Origin of the sequence: Brumicola blandensis (assembly GCF_031846165.1) — a bacterium.
Lineage (GTDB): Bacteria > Pseudomonadota > Gammaproteobacteria > Enterobacterales > Alteromonadaceae > Glaciecola > Glaciecola blandensis.
Genome location: NZ_JAVRIE010000004.1, coordinates 405,575 through 429,030, shown reverse-complemented (window position 1 = coordinate 429,030; position 23,456 = coordinate 405,575). Strand labels below are relative to the sequence as shown.

The window sequence follows — 23,456 nt, the reverse complement described above, 5'->3', positions numbered from 1 at the left end:
AGCTTGAAAATGCGCAATAAATATTCGTCAAACAACTTTACTCTCACCTTTATTATTTTGCTAATAGTTGCAATAAATGGGTGTTCAAAAAAAGAAAAGCAAAACTTCGAATTACCGTCACAACCTGAAATCCAGAAAAGCTCAAATAACAAACTGAATTCGCCTACTATAAACTTTAAAGAAGTTGCCGAAGTCTATGGTATCGACTTTATACACACTAATGGTGCAGAGGGAGATAAACTTTTTCCTGAAAGCATGATGGGAGGTATTGGGTTTATTGACTATAACAATGACGATTTTGCAGATCTTGTTGCAGTAGCGGGTAGTTCTGTTAAGAATGCCGCAGAAAGTAAAAGTAATAATATAGCTATTTACAAAAATGAAGAGGGGAAGCGTTTTGTAAATGTAACTGAAGATTTAGGCTTGATGTTTTTAGGGTATGGGCAAGGATTGACAGTTGGAGATTTCGATGCCGACGGTTATGACGATTTGTATATCACTGCTTTCGGAATGAATAGACTGTACAAAAATGAAAGAGGTGAAGGGTTTAAAGACATAACTGACGAAATGGAAGTTGGTGGTGACCAGAGAGACTTTTCAACTGCTGCGAGTTTCGTTGATATTGACAACGACGGGGATCTGGACCTGTTTGTTGGAAACTATTTAAATTGGAGTATAGATAAAAACGAGCAACTAGACATCAACTATGATGGCGCTAATCGAATGTACCCTCACCCCAACTCTTTCAGCGGATCTGTTTCAAAGATTTATATTAATCAATTCCCTCAACCGTTCACCGAATTGAATCTTGGCAAAAAAGAAGAATTAACAAAAGCTCTAGGTGTGTTACCTGTTGACTTAAATGATGACAATTTAATCGATTTTGTGGTAGCCAATGACTCTATTAAAAATTTCGCTTTTATAAACCAAGGGAATGGTGAGTTTATTGAGCAGGCTGACTCTTTAGGGCTGTCTTACAATAACTTAGGCCTGCCCACTGCAGCAATGGGTATGGATGGCGCATGGTTGGGCCGTGATAAGAGCTTCAACATCGCTATGGGTAACTTTACAGACGAGATGACCTCTTTTTATCGTTATAACTCACATGGTTTCTTTGTTGATGTGTCTCCTCTCATTGGTATCGGAGGACCAACACGTACTTCCTTTACTTGGGGAGTAATTTTTGCAGACCTAGATCTTGATGGACAAGATGAATTTATTCAAATAAATAGTAATGTAGAACCTGATATTCAAAAAGTACAAAGCAACTTAAGATATAGGCAATCTCCACAAGTTTTTTGGCAGTGTAACGGGAGTTGCGAGAGGCAGTTTATTCAATTAGATGTTAGCCAACTCGGTGATTTCTCTAATCCAATAGCAGGGAGAGGAATCGCTTATGCCGATATTGACCATGATGGAGATTTAGACTTTGCGATATCTTCAATTCAAGAAAGAGTGCGATTGTATAGAAATGACACTGACAACCAAAATAACTGGATTGCATTTACACTCTATTCAAAAACTAAGACTTACTCGACGGTTGGAACAACTATTTCGATAAAGTATAACGGTGTCGAACAAAAGAAACGAATGATGCCGACAAAAGGCTATTTGTCCCATAGTGAATCTGCAGTATATTTTGGCTTAGGCAAAGCCGAACTCGTGGATCACATAACAATACAATGGCCAGATGGTAGCCAAGATATCATGAAAGATATTAAAGCAAATAAACGATATTCAGTAGGGCACGAATAGTCTTGTTTTTAAAAACACTTTTCACTTGTGTTTGAATGACTATAGCCTTAAGTGCCCTCCTGATTAGACACGATTGGCCCTGGTAAAGCATCACTCTATTTCAATCAATACTTCATTGTGTCTTAAAAACGGCAATGTTAACGGCCCATTGTATCCAGCTTTAACAGGCTCACCCACTTGCTTAAGACCTTTGCTCTGCATCCAATTGAGTAAGATCTGAGTGTGCTCATCAACGTTACTATCGCTAAGTGTGCCACTGAACCTAATCGCAGCTACCTTATAATTGCTGACTTCGCTGACCGTGAGGCTGGGATCAGTCGGCTTTGGTGTGCTCTCAAGCGTAAAGCTAGCTGGCATGACAAATGACATAGAAGGTTCATTTGTATTTTCAGCCATAAATACAGGCGCTGTCATGGCAATTTCTGTACCTTTTTGATCTTCATCCATAAACACCGGCGCCGTCATCGCAATCTCTGTTGCACCTTCATTTGCGCCCGTAATGTATTTAAATAGTTTTCTAAATGCACTGTTGTCGCTCGTGCCATCGATGCTCGCAGAGACTAAAACCATCGATTCGTAATTACGTACTTCAATCTCTTTCGTTTCATCTGCCATTACTAGCTCATAAGGCGCGGACTCGACGCCGCTGTCTCCAAACAGAGAACAACCCGTCAGCATGGTAGAAATGGTTGCTATTGTTAGCAGTTTTGCACCAAAAATTCGCATATTTTTTTCAATCTTGTCTGTTGTGATAAGGCTTATACGCGGTTTATTAAAAAAGAGGTGAAAAAATCTGAAAGCAATTGTGTTTATGGTGAGATTAACCAACAGTAGCGACGTTTTCTTAGAGTTAAAAAGCGCTTGGATTTAGCGGCCAAAGTATCGATATTTTCAGCACTTTTATCTGTGTATAAACACTATCAATTCGTAGTTTTGAGTAGGTGGTTATATGCTAAGAGCACTATTTATCGATTATTGAAACCTATGTCAAAGCAAACTCACTCTATCAAAGCCAACGATACTGTTCAGTTCAAAAGTGGCCATGAAATGCCAAACAGATTTATGCTCGCACCACTCACAAACACACAAAGTCACAGTGATGGTACGCTATCTGATGATGAGTTTCATTGGTTAACTATGCGCGCTAAAGGCGGATTCGGGCTCACCATGACCTGCGCTTCTCACGTACAGAAAATAGGCCAAGGCTTTCCCGGCCAATTGGGGATTTACGGGGATGAACATATTCCGGGGCACAAGCGTTTAGCCGAAGAAATCAAGTCCCATGGCAGCATCGCTGTTGCCCAACTACACCATGCTGGAATGCGCTCTCCTGAAGACTTAATAGGAGAACAACCCGTTTCAGCATCGGCAGTGGAAAAGCACAACACCAGAGCTTTGTCTTTAGAAGAGGTTCGTACATTACGTGATGACTTTATTGCCGCCGCCGTTCGCGCAAAATCATCGGGTTATGATGGTGTTGAAGTGCATGGAGCGCATGGGTACATATTGACTCAGTTTTTGAGTGTTGACATAAACAAACGGGACGATGAATATGGTGGAGCGCTAGAAAATAGAGCTCGACTTTTATTTGAAATAATCAAAGGCATTCGCGATGCTTGCGGCGATAGATTTTTGCTCGGCGTACGCTTGTCGCCAGAGCGTTTTGGCATGGCCCTTTCAGAAATAAAAACCTTATGCCAAGTGTTAATTGACGAGCATAATATCGACTTTTTAGACTTATCTTTATGGGATGTATTCAAACAACCGAATGAATCTGAGCATGAAGGAAAAACACTACTTTCACATTTCATGGAACTCGATTTTAAAGACGTAAAAGTCACTGTCGCGGGAAAAATCACCTCTGGCGCAGATGTAAGTGCGGTCATGGATGCCGGTGTCGACTTTGTGACAATTGGACGTTCGGCGATCTTGCACCATGATTTTCCAAAACGTGTGATAGCAGACTCAAACTTTTCCCCTGTTGAATTGCCAGTCAGTGAGGCTCATTTGAAGAAAGAGGGTTTGAGCGATCAGTTTGTGACTTACATGAAAGGCTGGGATGGTTTTGTTGCTTAATCAAAGACACAGTAAGTTGCTACGGGATTGGTTCTTTTCGTTTATGGGAATTTAACGGCCAGTTAAGCCGTGAAAACCACATAATAACATTGTCCAATCGCTCTTCATAAATGGCCTTTACGGTCATGGCTGAACACGCGCTACCTGACACTACTTGAATGGTCAAAGAAATTGCATAGTAAAGGCGCGCGTCGATGTAAAAGAAGAAAGTTAAAATCAATAAAATAGAGTAATATCGTAATTAAATAAGTTTTGTTTATGTTATTTCCAACTCTTCCGAAGCAGTTGCTTTGTCGGGTTCAGCCTCTGATATTGTTTCAATGAAATTACCCGCGACATCAAATACCCATGCTTTATCTGGTTGATAAAAGTATTTGTAGCACTGAATGCTACCAAAAATAGGAAGCTCCTTTTTTGATGCTTTGTAATGCACCGCGCATATTTCACCTATTATTATTTGGCGAACTTCGAATTTCATCTGCTCAACTCTGCTATAGAGCTTTATGCGGCGTTGACCCTCACAGAATGCAATAGCGATAACCATCTCGCGTTTGCGCTCAAAATAAGTTTCTACAAAGAGATAAGGTTGGAACTGTTCGTTGCGTTTGTCTTTAATAAAGTAAAGGTTGTTAAAATCATTACCCATTTTTTAATTTCTCCATCTATGGTTAGCAATGAAGAAAGTAACCATTCCCATAAATTAAATTTGTTGCTCAAATTTACGGGCTCATTCTACCTGATGCGGCAGAAACCACCTTACTCGCCAATAAAGGCAAGCAGGTTGGTGAAGTCTGGCGACTTTCTCTTAATGACGGAGTGCATGTTACCATGTTGGATTTAGGACGTCTAGATGTCTAAATTATACAAAAAAGATAATGTAATATACTCTAAACCTCCTCCGTGGATCGGTACTAATCTACAATAAAAAAGTTTCACCTAGACGAAACAAGGAAAAACTTACTAAATTAAGCAAGCGTTCAGTATGCAGAAACGGCCTACATTCTAGAGTATGCACAGCGATTTCAAACAAAGTTTCCGTGCGCCGTTAGTCAACGCTAAAAATCAAACTTAAAGCCGCTACAGCAAACACAGAAATGAGAAGGATATGGTAACTCAACGACCAAGCCCTGTATTTAGAAGCTGACTTGTAATAGGCATTCACAATATTTTGGTACTTTTCTTTATGCAAATATAAATAATGAAATACCAAATAGCTTATTGCCATCGTACTCAAAAGAAAGCTACTCCAACTGATGCCTTTCATATCATCCAAGAAAAAAAGTAATGCCGCACCAAAAATAAACAAAGCATGACTCGCGGTCATAGCGTATACAGCAACATTGGCAAAGTAACTTCTGACTACTAACTTTTGTCCCCCCTCAACCTTGATAAAATGGTAGTACATCCCAGCAAACAACATTTTATACATATATAATTTTCCTGAGTGCCAACTCTACATTATTGATGATGACTATTAAAAATATATACCGCGGATGATATTCGACTTTCTTTTCAGTGTTGACCTTTCACGAACCATCGCTTTTTTAATTAAGCTTGAAAAAATTCTGCAACTCATATTGCAAAGCCATGTTGCTAGTCACTGAGCGTGAAGGCGAAAACAAAAGGTTACACAGGTTTGTTGGGTATTAGTCGACCATTGCTCAACAAGGTGAACACCACAGATAACTCAAACATTACTAAACCTTCTTGATATCACTAGAGATCCTCGGGAAATAAGGATCAATGCCCTTGCCAAGTCGCAATCACTGACCATTCATCATCTACACTTTTTTCTAGCGAATCCACATGCGAATCTAAAGCAAACTTTCGCCAATCCGTTAAAAACTTACTATTGCTCCTTGCTATCTGTACGATAAAAAACCCCTCCATTTCACCATCTTCATTTGTGTAGATAGTATCGAGCGCATTAAAAATCACTTCGCCAAATTCTTTGTCCAGAGACACTGATTCAAATCCAATATCGCTTAGAAAAAGACACTTTTGTAACCATATTGAAGGATTCTCACTTTCTAAGTCTGACACTAAATTTGGTGTGCAAAGATCGACATGTATATTAGAGCTAATTTCTTTCTCTAGATATTGATGTTCAATTTCCAAAAGCTTCACTCTCTCTTTCAAAAATATAATTGCTATAGAATCTAATGCTTCTGCCTCTTGAATTTGCTTTTCTTCAATATTCATGACTCGTAAAAAATTCGACCCAAAGAAAATTAAGATAGCGAATAAAATGCCTATTTGTAAATATTTCGATTTAGTCATACTAATTCTCATTTAAGCTTTCAATTGTCGTTTCTTTTCAAACATTTGCTAGTGAAATTTCCGAAAGATTGACTGATGCTTAATAGCACTGTTTTTACTCAAATTAAAAACACGCTATTTTTTAAACCCATTTTTTTTCTTCCTCAAGGTATCGACTAGAATACATAATCCTATGGCAGTGACACCTCCTATCGTCTCGAAATTTACTATCGTCCCAGAGCCCAGAATTAGTTTTCTAAACAATCCAACACTAAAAGAAGTGATAAGTAGTATCGAAAAACAGAATAATAGATATTCAGTAATAAAATAATTCTGATTTTTCTTTTGAGAAAAAGCAGAAAAAAACATACTCCAACAAAATAAGAAGAAACAATAAAGATAATAACTCTTGATATCTTGGTAATTTCAAATGGTGAGAGAAAAGGCGTGTTAGCGTCTAATTGTCGAATATCAAATGCAATAGGAACACAAAAGACCACAATGATTGCCGTCAAAACCATTGCTGCCCAAAACAGTCTAGATTTGATCACATTTCTAAGATTTATGGCCATGTGGTAGGTAACTCCCTTCCTTCGCTTTTATATAAAGCCGACCCAGATATGATCAGCAATTATAGTTGTAGACCATTTTTAACAAACCATAAACCATCATAAAGCACCGATGTTAAACGTAAGCGCTCAAAGGTACTCATTGAGCGTCATATATAAATAAAAAAGGCGAGCCTATTGGCTCGCCTTTCGCTATTTTTACTTCCAAACCTTATTAAAGTAGCAAACTTAATTCGAAAGTGTCAATCACTGGAGAACAACAATTAAAATTGTGAATAGCGCCTGCTAAAAATCAAAAAGTTACAAAACTAATTTTTACAAACAAAATTGTGAATGAACGGCAAGTTGAGTTTAATGCACATATCGGTGTTTACAATTAAATTTGTGAATATAATAGGTGAGCAGTTTATAGACCCAACCGAGCGAAATTTGTATTCAATGATTTAGTAGTATCGGAATATATTTGAGTTATTTAGTGGATTTTCACCTAATCCTCATCATGGTCTAAGTCAGAAATTTCGGAAATTAAATTAGTATGAAAGTCCTTTGGTAGTCCAGTAGCTTTGTATATATAACTTGAAGCTGCCATCAAAAATTGTTTTGTTCGATTGGAAGCAGTCAACCTTTTAGTTAAGTCTTGATCCATAAGCTGCTTCTGCTCACTCACATATCTCAGTGAAAGTCCTCTACACGGTAAAAGCGAACTTCTTAGTTCCGAGGGCGCATCAATAAAAGATCTCGAAACTTGCACGAAATCTTCCCACCCTGGCAGTTCTAATTCGCCCTCCTTGTTTCCTGAAGCGACCTGAATTGCATTTTTTAGTTTTCGTCTTTGAACATAACTCTCTCTTCCACCCCAAACATAATATCTTAGAATTTTCTCATACTTTGCTTGGGAGCAGTCCGTTTCATGTACATCGGCTAGTTGAGCTGAGATTGGGGTCATTACAAAAATAAAACTAAGTATAAAGCTACAGTAGATTGCCATATGCTTTTCTTTGGAGGGGTCTAACTCTCCTCGGTTTGCTCTAATCACACCTACCAATTCTCTCAGGGCTTTAGCAAAATCTTCTTCTACTGGTAATTTATTGTTGATGAACTCACCAATGTCTTTAATGTTTTGAGATGAGTTCTCAAATATTTTGTAATATGCAATCCAATTATTAATATCGTGATAGTAAGAATGATTATCAAGGAAATTAATGTTCGCAGATGCAGCATAAGAATCAAAATCTTGTTCTTGAAATAGATGCACATTTAAAGTCTTTGCACTTACTCGGTGAGCTTCTGACGCTTTTTTTGACAATATTACATAGGACTCTGAGCAACCCGTAAAACTCATAATCCCAGACGCCCAAAAGGAACGATTAATAGCACTCATTTTATTGACTGTTTTACAATCAAATAGAGTTCTTTTGATAGTTCCTCTGCGTGAGAACTCAACACCCAAAACATCCAGATCTGTTATCACTGTTTTGATGTCGCTGATTTCCCGTACATTTTCAACTATAACCTCAAGGTACGGTAGTATCCCGTTTGATATACAATAACGGATAGCTTTTGCTTTTTGATGAATATCTTTATCTAATACACTCATATTTACACATCTAAATTCAGTAGTAATTGGTCCATTTCGTATTTTGCTTCTTCAGTGATTTTGACCTGTTTTCTTTTTCTCATCTCAGATGCAGAGACAATGGACTGAATGTAAGTTTCATCTTTTGAAAACGAGAGTTTGGCCTCATCATTGACCTCAAGATTAGCAACTTGGCCCGTTGCCAAGAGATTAATAGCAATGTCTAAGGCTCGAATATTTTCGTCTGCATTAATCAGTTTTAGCCTGTACCTATCTCCGATCACGTGCTCTAAAGTTGCAACCTTCATAAACACGAGGTTTTGATATTGAACATTGGCTTCGGAATTACTATTTATAAAACCTTTATTTTTAAAGCTTCTTAATAATGCAACCGGATATTTGACTCTGTACTGCGCAGGCATTAACTGCCCCTTTCTAACACATGATACTAGGGCCATTGCTCTTTCATAGATTTCTCTATTTGCAGCGTTCAAACGAGCAGAACCAGGGTTTGGTGTAAACACAAATTGTTCAGAACCACCGCCACCAAATTTTATAGAAGGGGGCTTTAAAATCCCTTCAGATGCCATATTTTCGAGCAAAGAGAGTTCCACGTTACTCAAGCTTTGACCACCGATTTCGCTGCGGTTCATTACTAGGGATAACGGCCAGCCTTGGTTCGACTTCAATTTACTTAAAACGTTTCTTATATTAGCTGAACCTGACTTGGCTGTTAGGTCGGCGAGACCCTCTAAATTATCTGCAAAATAGTAAGGACTTAAAACAATTTCTCGTCCTCTAGCTTTATGAACTCTCACGAGACCGCCCGTCTTACTGTAATTTAAACAGGTGTCCATTAGCTGCGAGTCCGCACCAATATTATTTATAAGCTTTTGTTTATTTTCGGGTTTCTCATATACCTGATTCAAGATTGCTAACATAACTTCTTCAGTTTCATTGAAGTCTTCGTTTACAGCGTAATCACCTATAACGGAATAAATGCTTTGGAAATGTGGAATCTTCGGAATAATTGACTTAATTTTTCTTTTTGAACCAATTACATCAATAAATTCTAGGTCATCTAAAATCTCAATTACCTTATCCAATCCGAGAGAGGGTATTTTGAAGTAATGGTAGGAAGCTAGTTTGAGTACCTCATAATTTATCTCCCCTAAACCTCGAATGTGCACAGCCAACGTAGCAGCCATTCCTAGTTGCTTTAGGTAATCTAACTCGGGAGTCTCGTATTCTCCAAGAGCACTGTGTAAATCAAAGGAAAATTCAGCAATCTTGTTATTACTCATAGTTTCGTCCTTGAACTTAATTTAAACGATTATAAACTTATAATTAAACACTTTAAACGGACTCGTGCTAGGGCGTTCTTTTGAAGATGAATGGTTTACAATTCCACGAAAATATCAAAAGGAGCAGCTGAGTTGTATTGAGTTTTCAGTAAGTTGCTGGTTGATTTTCCAGCTTTTTCATTACTTTATCACAATGCTCTTCTTTTTTTAAAACTAATGCATATGTCGTTGTCATAAGATGACTAAGAGTGCAAAATCGCCGTGATGTTAGACCTTACCGTCAGTTGCACTCACCACTCCGCCTTCTACATCTCGGTATAGCAGCAGGCAGTACACTATAGAGCCACTCTTTGTCATGCTTGAAAAGCCAACTGTAGCTTGCTCTGAATTCTCGCTGAAAGTCACTGCGATGGTATTCAGGGTGCTCTGCCAACGCTTTTAAAATACAGCTTTGATGTTTATGGCACTGCGCGTTAAAACGCATTTGATGCCGTTGCTTCACAAGGCCTTGATGTTGAGAAAGCACCTGCTCTATCGTCCCCACAGAATAATCGACCTCATTCGCGATTTGCTGCGTTTTAACACCATCTTTTAGCAGCCCAACAATCAACGCTATATCTGCACCAAATATTCGCTTCGCGCGCGTTTTAACGGAGATATTGTTTTGTAAGGCGAGCTTTTTGACGTAGATAACGCTTCGCTTACATTGCTTAGATACGGCTCTTAGTGACTTTCCTTGTTGAAGCAAACATACAATGTCTGCATCTGTTTCGCCTTCATTCAACACGTTATCACTTACACGGTCGGGGGTAACACATTCACAAGGCTTGTATTCACAGAACTCCCGCCATGAATGCCATAACATGCCAATGAGCAATAAATGTTTTAACGGGTGAAACTGGGCGCGCTTGGCCCTAAATAGGCTTTCTGGATAACAGTTATCTAGCAATAATTGTTGTACCGTAGGCGAAGCGCTCGTTGCCCAATATGCACGTAATGCGTGGCGCAGTTTATCTTGGCGAATAGCACCGATGTGTGACGCAAACCCCGTCTCTACCAACCGATGACGGTAGCGACTCGTTATGTGTTGATAAGCGAGTAAAGCGGTGCTGCTACGCCATACATCATGCACTAAGCTTGTAAGTTGAACATCCACGCTCTGTAACTCAACATTGTGTTGAATGTCTATGTGGCTCGGCAGAATTAACGCTCTGCGCTGCACGGGCACCTCAAATAGCGGCTCGCTGTGCTTTAGGCAAACCGAGCACCCGGGCAGTTGATGTTGAACATGCCACCACGCTCGCCCGACCGTTTTAGCGTCGCTTTCAACACACGCTGGGCAAGCTCTTAATACTGTGCCACTGTTTACCCTATTGGCTACCAGCGACATTCGAGAATGTAAATTGCTGGCACATCCTGTTGCAAGATTCGCTAATACGCTGGAATAGGTTTTGGAATGCAGGAAAGGCCGAAACACCGGTAATATCGTGTGCTCATGTATGACCTCATGTGCCGATACGTGTGCGTGTGCACAGATGAAAGGAACAAAGCCTGGGAATTGTGAGGCTAATTGATAATGGGCAATATGAAGCTGCTCTAAAAGCACTCGTGCAGAGGGCAGTCCCGACAGTTGGCAGTACGTGACTAACCAACTGTAGGGTATTTCGTCATCTTCAAGAGGCGGATGAAAGCCGAGCATGGTCGAATTGACCTATGTGATGAAAAAACGCTAGCCAAATGATGTGGGCCAGTGGTGTTACCTTAGTGGGAGTATTCATTATCGGTTCTAGGCAAAGAATATTTTGCAGCTCTTCGTCTGCGTTGACGTCAAAATAGCTATCAATGCGGTTTTCCCAAACCCAATCCCAGAACGCATGCTCTATCTGTGCTTTTGTTTCCCAATAGGCTTGCTGTCGGTCTCTTATCGTATCGCCAAAGGCATACTCCACTAAGCGATGTATTTGAGGCTTATGTGATGGCCGTTGGCTTGTATCACTGCTTAAATGAAGCGCTAACCCTATTTTTTGAATAGCCGCGTTCGCCGCATTAGCGACGGGTAAGTTCTCTGACATGTCGTGTTCACATTCAGGGCATGAGATATCAGGCAGCGGCGTTTCTCGCAAATCAGTCTGCTGCCAACCGCAGTGATTGCATCTGGTCATCAGTGTTTGCGATCTATGTTTATGACACGTGGTCGCCGTGGGTAACTGATGCGCCACATGCCAATAGCTCGTGCCAAACTTGGTGATATCGTCCTCTATGCATTGCGGGCAGCTTTGCCAGCAGTGTGCATGTCGCACTTTCGTTAACCACGGTATAAAAAACGCCTTACGTTTGTCTTTTGATGCAACATCGAGCAACGCTCTTTGCTGCTCAACATTTAGAAAATGGCGATAGAACCCCGCACTCGTGTGCCGGTAAAGCACGTCCTCACGGGCAGTCGTTTTGGTATTCGCATGGGTAGTCGTTGCCACATCATGACGAATAGCCTCATAATCTTTTAAAGGACTCAACACCCGATTCACACCCAGCCACGCGTGGTAAAAATCTGTTATCGATTTAGTGGGTGTCAGTACCGCCATACGTGCAATGCGCGAATAGTAATGTTCATCAGGCAGCAGTGGTAAGAAAAAGTGCATTGTCGCCATCAGCTAGTCCTTAATGCCTGTGTTAAAACTCGCCATGCTAGGGCCTGAAGCCGTGACCTCTTCTAACACAGGTGCCAGCATCGGCGCCCTCGGGCTTGTACTTGCACTTGAGCTTGCAATTGATGTTGATGTCGACGGTTTAGCGGATGCTTTACGAGGTGCTTTAGCATGCGTTTTACTTATTGGCGATGCAGCCTCTGTGTTTTGTGCTTGTTGCGCCGCCGCAATCGCACTTTCATAAGCGCGTATGTTTTTACTCTTCAGGTACGTTAGCGCCATTTTATAAAGCTGAAATTGACTCACAAACACAGTGTTTAAATAACTGATGGTATTGGTCGACGCGTCAGGCTCCAACTTGCTCTCTTGTGATAAGTACACCAGATACTCCTGATGCACCTGCGCCAGCCGGGTCATGAATGCGGGCAGTCCGCACGTGTGCTCGTAGAACGTAGCAACGAATTCGGTGGATAATTGCGTGCAATTAAGTAACGACCATTCAGGGTAAAGCGCCTGCAAGGTTTTCAAAAACATACTCCCGTCTTTTGAATACGTCTCTAAGCGAAACTCCCTGTCATTCACTAACCGGCGCAGCGTCGTAATTTCAGGTTGGGACTTGCCGCCCACTTGCACATGTTTGGAAAACAGCTGCAACCCCGAATCTGTGCAGCTGATAATCATCGGAATACCAATTTTGTTGAACATCGCTTCAAGAATGGTCAAGGTTGGCGCTCTATCCGATTTACCATAAGCCAGTAAAAACTGAAGCTCATCAATGTGCACTAAGCCAATTTCATGAGTGGCCGCAACCAGCTGCATACCCGCTAAATGCCTGTCGACTGACTCTCGATTACGGGAGTCCCACTGTTCAAAATAATCGGTGCTGCCTGTAGCATCATCCACTGCCCGAAAGAAATTCAGTGCCAAGGCTTTTAATGAGGGCGTAGAAGGCATATCCAGCGACAGCCACACAATTTGATTTTGATGATAAGGTTTGCCCTCAAACTCAACATGGTAAATCACCTGCGGGATAAGGGATAACGCACTACGTATCATCGTGGTTTTGCCTGCACCGCTGTACCCAGTCACCAAAACGCTCGACGCGGTGGTTTTATGACTGGCCACACTGCACTTAACAGGGCGCTCTACTTTTTCTCGGTACTGCGCGGCCAACCCCATCTTAAGCGCCATAGCATCAGGCTCAAGGGGGTTTCTGTACGCATAAGAGTGCAGTAGCAGCGACCAGCACTTTTGATAAAACGTAATGAACTTATCCGACGGAATATGGGTGTCGCCCATTCCCTGCAAAATAGCCCGTTGATAAAGTGAGTCTAACGACCAGAAGTCGGTGTCACACTGCATCGCTCTGCCCGCTCGACTCAATATCTCGTTACTGCGCAGTGGCGTGGGCAAGGCTTCGGTAAGCGGATTGCCATTAAACTGCGATACAGGGTGTTTTGTGTAGTGTGCTTGTATATGTGAATTCATTAAAAACCGTCCGTGGTGGTGAGTGTGTCTGTTGATTCAAATTCCACTTCCTCGCCTTCAAATCCCAATGCGACCATCACATCTCGGGCATGAGTCAGTGTGTTTAGTTTCTTGCCGATAGCTTGAAATTCTTTAATTCGGGGAACGATGGCTTTGCGCTCGTTCTCAGGTAACAAGGCAATTTGCCCCATTAACTTGTCAAATTCGGGCTCATCCATACTGCGCATATGTTGACGCAGGCGTGCCGCATATTCCTCATGCGCCACAATTTTTAATTTGAGCCACTCCAGTTGATGCAAGGCGATTTCCCAGGGCATGCCTAAATAGGGTGAGTTGTTATTGTGGTTTTTCAGTGACAGCTTGATGTACTCGAAGGTCGACGGATTACGCTGACTTTTAACGCGGTAAAAGAGATGGTTCGTCCAGTCCCTCACCCGTTTCACAATGATAGGAAATGTGCCCTCTGACGCCGCGAGTTGATGTAACCTTATGACTCGATTGTCATTGCTTAAGTATTCAAGCCCTTTAAAGTAGATGCAACTTGGACGAACTATCGCCTCTTCTTCTGGCAAGAACGCCCAGCGTAGCCTTGCTTCGTCACTGGGTGCGGTTTTACGCCCGCCGTTCATATCGTTAGCTAGGCTATGAAGAAATATCGACTCGGGCGACATGCCAATGTCATCCACCATGGCCTCGTAGCCGCATTTCTCAAGGCGCTTGGCTGACTTGTTTTGCAGGATGATGAAGTTGATGATTTTACGAACTAAACTATCGTAGTCCCACACCGCGTGATGTGATGGATGTTGCTCGGTGCGGTCGCGCTCTTTAAATATTGAGCCCGGTTGAAAGTGTGCAACTTCGCCATTAAAGGTATTAAACGTACCTTCAACCGTCCCTTTTGCATCACCGCGATATACCGCTGTAAAATTAAATGCCTTAATGCCAAGCATGGCTTTTAAAATAGAGGCGATAAGGTTATTCGGATATTCGGTGCCGTTGTCTATGGTGACTTCTTCGGGAATAAACGAAGCGGGCCAGTCAGCCTCATCGAGCACTAAGCCATAACGCTTTGCGATCTCGACTTTGCACATGCAGGCATTCACCATGGCCTGCGCCACACCATCAGCGCTCGGCGCACCAAAGCCTAAATAAAACCCCACTATCATGGTGGAATACACATCAATAACGAAGTACAGCGTTGGGCGCCCCATGCTGTAACGAGCGTGTTTGATGTAGGGGTAGTTGACGTACAAATCTAAGACCGTCGCATCCACCTCATAACGGTGCGTTGCGCCCATGATGCCATCTAGCGCAGTGCCTTGTCGGGCGGCATGGTCTTTTTCAAATTTGAAACTGCCTTCTTCCATTCTGAGCTGGTCGGCACGGCTAAAAATGCGGTCAAAATGGTAGTAGAACATACGCGGTGATATACGCTGTTCCGGTGGCAGTAAGTCATGGTAAAAAATTTCATGCTGCCCGACCTGCCTCACCACCGTGCTTACTTCAAATGCATCCTGAAAGCGGTCAAAAATTTTTCGTCGGCTCAGCTTTTTACCTTCACGTATCCACTGCTTTACCACATCTTCGATATTCTTTTTATCGCGCACGGTAATGCCCCGAAAATCGCTACGGCTATTTTGATTATGCTTACCGCCTCTGCCTCGTTTGATGATTGGGTCGTTCGGGGTGTCAGCAACAGGGTAGTTTTTTCCTATCTCATTCCATTTAAAAGAAATCAGCGCGTTAGGCACCATGCCAAAAACGATAAAGCGATTCAGCGCATTGTGATAGGCCCCTTTCGACTTCCACGTAGACGTTGGTGTTGCAATTAACGACGCTATCTCCTCCCCAAGCCCTTTGCCGTAAAGATATTGCTCAAGTAAGTGCGGGGCCGTTAACGACGCGATTTTACGAAACTTATCATCTCGCTTGGCAAGCCAACCCTTGTAGCCTTGTTTTAACAGCGCCGTGTCAGACGTGCTCAATGTTTCCGGTAAGTCATATGCTAGCCCAGTCTTAAGACCGTGCTTTTTAATAAACTGTGCCAACTGTACCTTGTTAAACACCTTTGGCTTGGGAGGGTTAGCCACCTTCATTGCTTGTAGCATGTCGGCCACCGCATAAAACTCACGGCATTGGCTGATGTGGCAAATGCGGAAGGACGTGCGCAAGATAACTTGCTCTCGTTGATGGTCTAGTTCATCTGTAAATAAATGTTCGCCCTCATACCTCATGCGGCTATCCCTAATTCATCCTGCATGAGATGAACAGGTCGAAACCAGCGAACCATGTGCGTTTCACACTCCTCATAAACAGGAAGAAAGCCATATAAAAGGGCAAATCTAAATAGCTGACGGGCATCGCCATCTGACATTGACAGTGTATGACTCACCCGGGCAATCAACTCTTGTAACTGTCGCCAAGGCGCACACTGCCACGACTCACAAAAACAGGCTAAAAAGGCAGTAAGGGTTTCGTTTGAGACTTTCAAATCTTTGGCCGATTCTGAGAACAATTTGTTGTGATAGTGCACTTTGGTGGCATCACGCTCGGTCACCACGCGATATTCAATACCACGACGGCGCCAAAACTCTCGCTCAATCGCGAATTTTTGCCAGGTTCTCATGCTTTTGTACTCAACCTCATCGAGCCAGCTTAATTTGTAAATTTGGTCCCAATATTTAAAGGTGTAAGCTGTGAGCTGCGTGGTATTGTCGTCAGCCGATAAGCTCTCGACTAAGAAATCAGTCGACATGACATAGGCCTCATATGTCTTCCAATTTCGCGGGTGCATAATGTTAAGCTCAACGGCGATATCCAGTGTTTCGTCTAGGTCGAGGGCATATTGCTCAAACACGGCCACGGTGCTTGGCTTGTAAAGCAGCTCCATGTACATACGCCTTTCACCGTCGGACAATAGGTGCACTTCACGATTTTGCTTATCGCAATACATCCAATGCCGACGGCCTACCTTGTTCACATCTCTCACCGTCAAGTAAGAGCGGTAGGTGCCATTGGCAATATCATCAGTCCATTGCTTGTATTTTTTCACTGTTTTGGGCAGTTTTAAGTACGTTAACTTCTTCATGCGCTCTCCATTTCACACTTTTTCCAGCGCGTATTAGAAATCGGAACGGGAGGTAAAATCAAGCCACCAAAAACAGCTAACCACATGATAAAAAACACTTTTGTTGTTATTTTGGCTTATTGCTCCCAATATAAATTGGATTATATTAATGGTGAGGCTTGTGGTGACTTTATAACTGATTGATTTGCTTGAGCGAAAACAAAGGTTTTGTTGTGGCGCTAAGGTTAGCCGGAAAAAAATAATGAAAAAGTAGGTATTACCCAAAAGTTTTTGTGCCACAGGCACTAGTTGTTTAATTTTCAATCAATACTGATGACTCAGCCTATCTCTAAGCAGCATTGTAATGCGCAAAGGTAGCGGTCTATCTCGTATATTTTTTAAACTAGCGATTGATTGGTTTACCTATCCATAATTTTAGTATACTTTCGTAGTGTGTTTTCGTTTATGTTATTGTAATTGAGGTGTTTTTAAGGTGTTCTGTTACCTCATTAGTTAGGCTCTGCGTGCTATAAGGATGTTGTAAATTATGAAATTCAATGAGGATTCTCGCGTCAAGATCCCTACTATTCTGCATCTGATGCAGCTTGGTTATAAATACCTTTCTCTAAAAGATCCTGCTGTTACGTGGGACGAATCTACTAATATTTTCACCCACATATTTAACAACAGCATTAAACGCATCAATCCGTCTATGACAGATGCTGAGGTGAAACTATGCCACGACGATGTGTCGCTGTGTTTAGAAAACGAAGATTTAGGCAAAGCGTTTTACGAAAAGCTTATCGCCATCTCTGGTATTCGGCTCATCGATTTTGAAGATTTTAATAACAACTCTTTTCATGTAGTCACCGAACTGACCTACAAGAAAGACGACGAAGAATTTCGCCCTGATATCATTTTGCTCATCAACGGTATGCCATTGGTGTTTATAGAGGTAAAACGCCCTAACAACAAAGATGGCGTACTCGCTGAACACAAACGAATTCAAACGCGTTTTGAAAATTCGAAGTTCAGAAACTTTGTCAACATCACGCAGTTGATGATTTTTTCAAACAATATGGAATACGATGATAGCTCTCCGCGACCGATTGAGGGCGCATTTTATGCCACTGCGTCTTATCAAAAACCCGGTTTTAACTACTTTCGAGAAGAAGAAAAGTTTGATTTAAAAACCCTGTTATCAGGAATATCTGAAGCAGACGAACAAGCTGTGCTAAAAGACAATAATTTGCTTACTATCAAACAGTCTCCCGAGTTTGCGAAGAATAAATCCCCCCTAACCCCAACTAATCGTATTTGTACGTCTCTTCTACAACGCTCAAGACTGTCTTTCGTTCTCCAATATGCATTGGCTTATGTGAAAGAGCGCAAAGGTTTGCAAAAGCATGTAATGCGCTATCCACAGATGTTTGCAACAAAGGCGATAGAGAACAAACTAAATGAGGGTGTGAAGAAGGGGATCATTTGGCACACGCAAGGGAGTGGTAAGACGGCCCTTACCTATTACAATGTGAAGCACCTCGCCGATTATTTTCAAAATAAGGGCGTTATCGCTAAGTTCTACTTTATCGTCGATAGAATTGACCTATTAATTCAGGCAGGCAGAGAGTTCAAAGCAAGAGGCTTAAAAGTTCATAACATCGATTCGCGTGACGCGTTCGCTGCTGATATCAAGCAAACCGCTGCCGTGCACAACGCATCGGGCCAGCGCGAAATAACTGTCGTCAATATTCAAAAGTTCCAAGACGACCCGGCGGTTATTCAAAACCTTGATTACAAAGTGAATGTACAACGTGTATTTTTCTTAGATGAAGTGCATCGCAGCTATAATCCGCGAGGAAGCTTTTTAGCCAATCTGGAGCAAGCTGATACCAACGCTATCAAGATAGGACTTACAGGAACCCCACTGCTAGGTGATGAGTATGACTCCAAGTCACTTTTTGGCGGCTACATTCATAAGTATTACTACAATGCATCAATAAAAGACGGTTACACCTTACGACTCATCCGTGAGGATATTGAAACCAGCTACAAACTGAACTTGCAGAAAACATTAGAACAAATTGAGATCCTCAAGGGCAACGCTGACAAAAAAGTCGTGTACGCACACGAAAAGTTCGTTGAACCGATGCTTGATTACATCGTAAAAGACTTTGAGCAAGCCCGTATTTCAATGAACATTAATTCAATCGGTGGCATGGTAGTCTGCGACTCATCTGATCAAGCAAAGATGATGTACAAGATTTTTCAGCACAAATACGCTTCAGCTCTGCCTATGGCAGACCAAATAAACGGAATTAACGAGCAATCTAAGAGTTATCACGCCTTTAAAAAACTGAACAGTAGTGTTACTAATGCAGCACTCATTCTGCATGATGTAGGTACTAAACAAGAGCGCAAAGATCTTGTTGAAGAGTTCAAAGAAGGCAAGATTGACTTTCTGTTTGTCTATAACATGTTGCTGACCGGATTCGACTCACCACGCCTTAAAAAGCTCTATTTGGGTCGTGTAATACGCTCTCACAACTTGCTACAAACGCTCACCCGTGTAAACCGCACATACAAAAACTTCAGCTACGGTTATGTTGTCGATTTTGCTGATATTCAAAGTGAGTTTGAAAAAACCAACAAAGACTACTTTAAAGAGTTGCAATCAGAGCTTGGTGATGAAATTGAACACTACAGCAATTTGTTCAAGACTAAAGAAGAGATCGAACAAGAAATCGGCAAAATTAAAGAGGTATTGTTTCACTTCGATACGCAAAATGCAGAAAACTTTTCTGCGCAAATCAGCCAGATAGACTCTCGCGGTGAAATACTCAAAGTCACTCAGGCGTTAAACAATGCCAAAAGCTTGTATAATCTTATCCGCTTATCTGGCGACTATGAAATGCTGGAAAAACTGGATTTTAAAAAGCTGACGGTACTCTCTAGAGAAGCGAATAATCGGCTGGCATTAATCAATACGAAAGAAGCGTTAGAGCATAGCGTAGATACAACCAATCTGCTTAATGTTGCGCTTGAAGATGTTGTATTTGCATTTACTAAAGTGAAAGAAGAAGAGCTTGTTCTAGCAGATGCATTAAAAAATACGCTCCAGAAAACTCGTGAACAGCTTGGTGGAAACTTTGACCCCAAAGATCCAGAATTTACCTCACTCAAGCAAGAGCTTGAGCGTTTGTTTAAAAAGAAAAAATTGAACGAAGTCTCCAAAGAGCAAATGGAAAGCAACATTGCAGCTCTTAACGCCATTTACAATAGAGCAAAAGAGCTGGAGCGTAAAAATCAGTTACTTAAAGCCAAGTATGACAATGACGAGAAGTATGCACGCCTGCATAAACGTTTGATGGAAAAAGACCCGCTTACAGACAGTGAGAGCAAGCTATTTGAAGCATTAAAAGGTTTAAAAACTGCTGTCGATATCCAGATACAGCAAAACTCAAAAATGCTAGATAATGAAAATTTTATCAAACAGATGATCCCACCCATTATCTTTGATGAATTTGAAGATAAGCAGGGCATTGAGCTTGAGATTGATTCTGTTGACATGATTAATCAGCTCGTTGTCAGAGAATATATGAACGAATATCACGGCTTATCGGGATACCAATAAGCGACAAATTTGTAATAATTTAAAGAAATAATATGACAAAAACACAGCAATTTGAGCAGCAAACTAAAGCGTTAATAGACAATATAAAGAAGGTCTGTGCGAATTTTGGCTTAGGTAATGACGGAAATGAGTTCAAGGTAATTACGCAAGTTTTCTTGTATAAGTTCCTTAACGACAAGTATGTTTTTGAGCTGAAAAAACTAGATAAGCGACTTTCTGATGTTGATAACTGGGAAGATGTATTTGCGACTTTCTCTGAGAAAGAAGTAGCAAAGCTGAATATGCGCTTGAAGCCAAGTGTGGCCAAGATACGACCAGACCACTTCATATCTTCATTGTTTAATAGTCAGGAAAAGCCTAACTTTGCCGAAATCTTCGACACTACGTTGACTGATATTGCTAAGGACAACAGCGACATATTCTCGGTATTAACCGAAGGTGGCGAAAAAATAGTTCTTTTCGAAAACCTCAGTAAATACGTTACTGATAACCGCGACCAATTCTGCAAAGCAATCGTAAATAAGCTAGTTGATTTCAGCTTTGAAAACATCTTTGATGAAAAATTCGATTTCTATGCCACAATATTTGAATACTTGATAAAAGACTACAACACCAATAGCGGCGGTAAATACGCGGAATATTTTACCCCTCACGCGGTATCAAAAATAATGGCCCGTTGCTTGGTTAACGGTGAAGTAAACAATGCTACTTGCTACGACCCATCAGCAGGTTCAGGCACATTATTAATGAATTTGGCTCACCAAATCGGTGAAGATAAATGCACTATTTACTCTCAGGACATTTCTCAAAAATCATCTAGCTTATTGCGCCTGAACCTTGTGTTGAATGACCTTGTTCACTCAATCCATAACATCATCAAAGGCAACACGATACTCGACCCGTATCATAAGCAAGCAAATGGTGAGTTAGAGAAGTTCGATTACATCGTTTCCAATCCACCGTTCAAACTAGATTTTTCTGACTTCAGTGCTGACCTTGAGACAAAAGCGAATCAAGAGCGTTTCTTTGCGGGAATTCCGAAAGTCCCAGCCAAGAAAAAAGAGTCGATGGCCATCTACCTGATGTTCATTCAACACATCATGTATTCGCTAAAAGATGATGGTAAAGCTGCAATAGTAGTACCCACAGGCTTCATCACAGCGCAAAGCGGTATTGATAAGAAGATACGTCAAAAGCTTATTGATGAAAAAATGCTGGCTGGCGTCGTGAGCATGCCGTCCAACATTTTTGCTAACACAGGCACGAACGTCTCAATCCTATTCATCGACAAAGCCAACAAAGGTGACGTTGTACTAATAGACGCCTCAAACCTTGGCGAGACTATTAAAGATGGTAAAAACCAGAAGACTGTTCTGACTCACGCCGAAGAAGACCAGATCATCGATACTTTTAATAAAAAAGAAGCGGTAGATGATTTCAGCGTGGTAGTTAGCTATGACGATATTGCAACTAAAAATTACTCGCTTAGTGCTGGACAGTATTTTGAGGTTAAGATTGAATATGTGGATATTACTGAACAAGAGTTCGATTCAAAAGTTAAGGGGTTTGAAACCTCTCTTAGAAATATGTTCTCGGAGTCTAAAACGTTAGAAACCACTATCTTACAGCGTTTGGGTCATCTAAAATATGAAAAGTAATTGGAAGATGACAACAATCGGAGATTTAATATCCGTTAAAAGAGGATACGATCTTACAAGCAAAGACAGAAACACAGGTAATATCCCGGTGTACGGTGCTGCTGGTCAGAACGGGTATCACAATGAATCAAAAGTTAATGGTCCCGGAATAGTTATCGGCCGGAGTGGTGGTTCTTTTGGTCAAGTTCACTATGTGGCGCAGCAAAGCTTTTGGCCACATAATACGGCTATGTACGTAACAGATTTCAATGGAAATGACGTTGATTTTGTTTTCTATTTACTTAAAACTTTGGACTTTTCAGCATTAAATTCAGGTAGCGCCCAACCGTCACTGAACAGAAATTACTTATACCCTGTAAAAGTAAGAGCACCCCACTTAGACGAGCAAATATTAATAGGTCAACTTCTTTCCTCATTAGATAGAAAAATAGAACTCAACAACAAAATCAATTCTGAACTAGAAGCCATGGCTAAGCTAATTTACGACTACTGGTTCGTACAGTTCGACTTCCCCGACGCAAGCGGCAAGCCCTACAAATCTTCCGGCGGCAAGATGGTTTACAACGAAGAGCTTAAACGTGAGATACCGGAGGGGTGGACGCTCAAAGCTATTACGGAGGAGATGGACGTCCAGTATGGATACCCTTTTAGTACTAAATTATTCAACGCACATGGAGAAGGAGCAGTTGTTGTAAGGATAAGAAACATTTTAGATAACAGCATATCTATTTTTTCTACAGAAAAAGTAGATGATAAATATTTGTTGAAAACTGGAGACCTATTAGTAGGCATGGATGGAAATTTCCACCTAAATTTCTGGGATAAAGAGGGGTGCTATCTAAATCAACGATGTGTTCGAATACGAAGCGTTGATAATTCATGCGTATCTCAACTTCAAGCTCTGTTTCAGATAGAGCCCTATATAAAGGCCAGAGAAAAAAATGTTTCGAGGACGACCGTCGGCCATCTGAGTGCTAAAGACATTAATAGTCTGAAGGTCCTAATCCCTAGATCTGAACAAATGAAAAATAAAAGAGCTTTTTTCGATTCAATTTTATCGAAGATAGTTGTTAATCGAGAAGAAAATAGTAAGTTAACTAAACTACGAGATTGGTTGTTACCAATGCTTATGAATGGTCAAGTAACTGTCAGTACCAAATAAGGCGTGAAAAAAGGAAGTAATTGAATGGACTCTGGTTTTGCCGTAATATCAAACACGCTCACGTCTTTAGGGCGTGAGGTATATCACAAGCTGTCAAGCAGAAAGTTCCAAACAATCTGGAATACTAACTGTCTTGAGCAGCCGCAGGTAACTAATGGTTTCATACCTAAGACTCCTGTGATTACGATATTATACATCATATCTGACATTCGTGGCCCTGTGCTTTGCGCACTACGAATACGTAGTAAGATACGTTTGTTAAG

Annotated in this window: 16 protein-coding genes and 1 riboswitch; of the genes, 5 read left to right on the top strand and 11 right to left on the bottom strand. The window is 41.3% G+C overall.

What is annotated here, in order from left to right:
• Positions 1-9 precede the first annotated feature (9 nt).
• The gene (locus tag RM544_RS12305) at positions 10-1,755 is read left to right on the top strand and encodes a CRTAC1 family protein (protein ID WP_311362087.1); all 1,746 of its coding nucleotides are present in this window, start codon (positions 10-12) and stop codon (positions 1,753-1,755) included.
• A gap of 90 nt (positions 1,756-1,845) precedes the next feature.
• Here RM544_RS12305 and RM544_RS12300 read toward each other — a convergent pair whose 3' ends face one another.
• Positions 1,846-2,481: an SOUL family heme-binding protein gene (locus tag RM544_RS12300; RefSeq protein ID WP_311362086.1), complete on the bottom strand. Its 636-nt coding sequence runs from the start codon at positions 2,479-2,481 to the stop codon at positions 1,846-1,848.
• Between the two features lie 258 nt (positions 2,482-2,739).
• On the opposite strand from RM544_RS12300, the gene RM544_RS12295 reads away from it, so the two are divergent.
• Entirely contained in the window at positions 2,740-3,831 is a 1,092-nt protein-coding gene (locus RM544_RS12295) for an NADH:flavin oxidoreductase (RefSeq protein ID WP_311362085.1), read from the top strand.
• 256 nt (positions 3,832-4,087) lie between these two features.
• Here RM544_RS12295 and RM544_RS12290 read toward each other — a convergent pair whose 3' ends face one another.
• The 10 genes from RM544_RS12290 to RM544_RS12245 form a co-directional block, all read right to left on the bottom strand.
• Positions 4,088-4,477: a hypothetical protein gene (locus RM544_RS12290; RefSeq protein ID WP_311362084.1), complete on the bottom strand. Its 390-nt coding sequence runs from the start codon at positions 4,475-4,477 to the stop codon at positions 4,088-4,090.
• A 50-nt stretch (positions 4,478-4,527) separates the two neighbouring features.
• A riboswitch (SAM-I-IV-variant riboswitch) is annotated at positions 4,528-4,648 on the bottom strand.
• 228 nt (positions 4,649-4,876) lie between these two features.
• On the bottom strand, positions 4,877-5,260 hold the full coding sequence (locus RM544_RS12285; RefSeq protein WP_311362083.1) for a hypothetical protein: 384 nt from the start codon (positions 5,258-5,260) through the stop codon (positions 4,877-4,879).
• Between the two features lie 311 nt (positions 5,261-5,571).
• Positions 5,572-6,111, bottom strand: a complete 540-nt coding sequence (locus RM544_RS12280; RefSeq protein ID WP_311362082.1) for a hypothetical protein — start codon at positions 6,109-6,111, stop codon at positions 5,572-5,574.
• Positions 6,112-7,146: 1,035 nt separating this feature from the next.
• Positions 7,147-8,256 carry a hypothetical protein gene (locus RM544_RS12275; RefSeq protein WP_311362081.1) on the bottom strand — a complete coding sequence of 370 codons (1,110 nt, stop codon included), beginning with the start codon at positions 8,254-8,256 and terminating at the stop codon, positions 7,147-7,149.
• 2 nt (positions 8,257-8,258) lie between these two features.
• Entirely contained in the window at positions 8,259-9,539 is a 1,281-nt protein-coding gene (locus tag RM544_RS12270) for a hypothetical protein (RefSeq protein ID WP_311362080.1), read from the bottom strand.
• 280 nt (positions 9,540-9,819) lie between these two features.
• Positions 9,820-11,238: a TnsD family Tn7-like transposition protein gene (locus RM544_RS12265; RefSeq protein ID WP_311362079.1), complete on the bottom strand. Its 1,419-nt coding sequence runs from the start codon at positions 11,236-11,238 to the stop codon at positions 9,820-9,822.
• A complete protein-coding gene (locus RM544_RS12260) occupies positions 11,213-12,187 on the bottom strand; it encodes a TniQ family protein (RefSeq protein WP_311362078.1) in 975 nt (324 codons plus the stop codon). Before RM544_RS12260 ends, RM544_RS12265 begins: the two co-directional genes overlap by 26 nt.
• A 3-nt stretch (positions 12,188-12,190) precedes the next feature.
• Positions 12,191-13,672: an ATP-binding protein gene (locus tag RM544_RS12255; protein WP_311362077.1), complete on the bottom strand. Its 1,482-nt coding sequence runs from the start codon at positions 13,670-13,672 to the stop codon at positions 12,191-12,193.
• Entirely contained in the window at positions 13,672-15,906 is a 2,235-nt protein-coding gene (locus tag RM544_RS12250; RefSeq protein WP_311362076.1) for a TnsB C-terminal domain-containing protein, read from the bottom strand. Before RM544_RS12250 ends, RM544_RS12255 begins: the two co-directional genes overlap by 1 nt.
• On the bottom strand, positions 15,903-16,760 hold the full coding sequence (locus RM544_RS12245; RefSeq protein ID WP_311362075.1) for a TnsA endonuclease N-terminal domain-containing protein: 858 nt from the start codon (positions 16,758-16,760) through the stop codon (positions 15,903-15,905). Before RM544_RS12245 ends, RM544_RS12250 begins: the two co-directional genes overlap by 4 nt.
• Before the next feature lie 526 nt (positions 16,761-17,286).
• Here RM544_RS12245 and RM544_RS12240 point away from each other — a divergent pair.
• Genes RM544_RS12240 through RM544_RS12230 form a run of 3 tightly spaced genes read left to right on the top strand, consistent with a single transcriptional unit; the run spans position 17,287 to position 23,193 of the window.
• Positions 17,287-20,373, top strand: coding sequence for a type I restriction endonuclease subunit R (locus RM544_RS12240; RefSeq protein ID WP_311362074.1), 3,087 nt, complete (start codon positions 17,287-17,289; stop codon positions 20,371-20,373).
• Between the two features lie 32 nt (positions 20,374-20,405).
• Positions 20,406-22,031, top strand: coding sequence for an HsdM family class I SAM-dependent methyltransferase (locus RM544_RS12235; protein WP_311362073.1), 1,626 nt, complete (start codon positions 20,406-20,408; stop codon positions 22,029-22,031).
• Positions 22,021-23,193, top strand: coding sequence for a restriction endonuclease subunit S (locus tag RM544_RS12230; RefSeq protein ID WP_311362072.1), 1,173 nt, complete (start codon positions 22,021-22,023; stop codon positions 23,191-23,193). The genes RM544_RS12235 and RM544_RS12230 overlap by 11 nt, the downstream gene beginning before the upstream one ends.
• Positions 23,194-23,456: the final 263 nt, after the last annotated feature.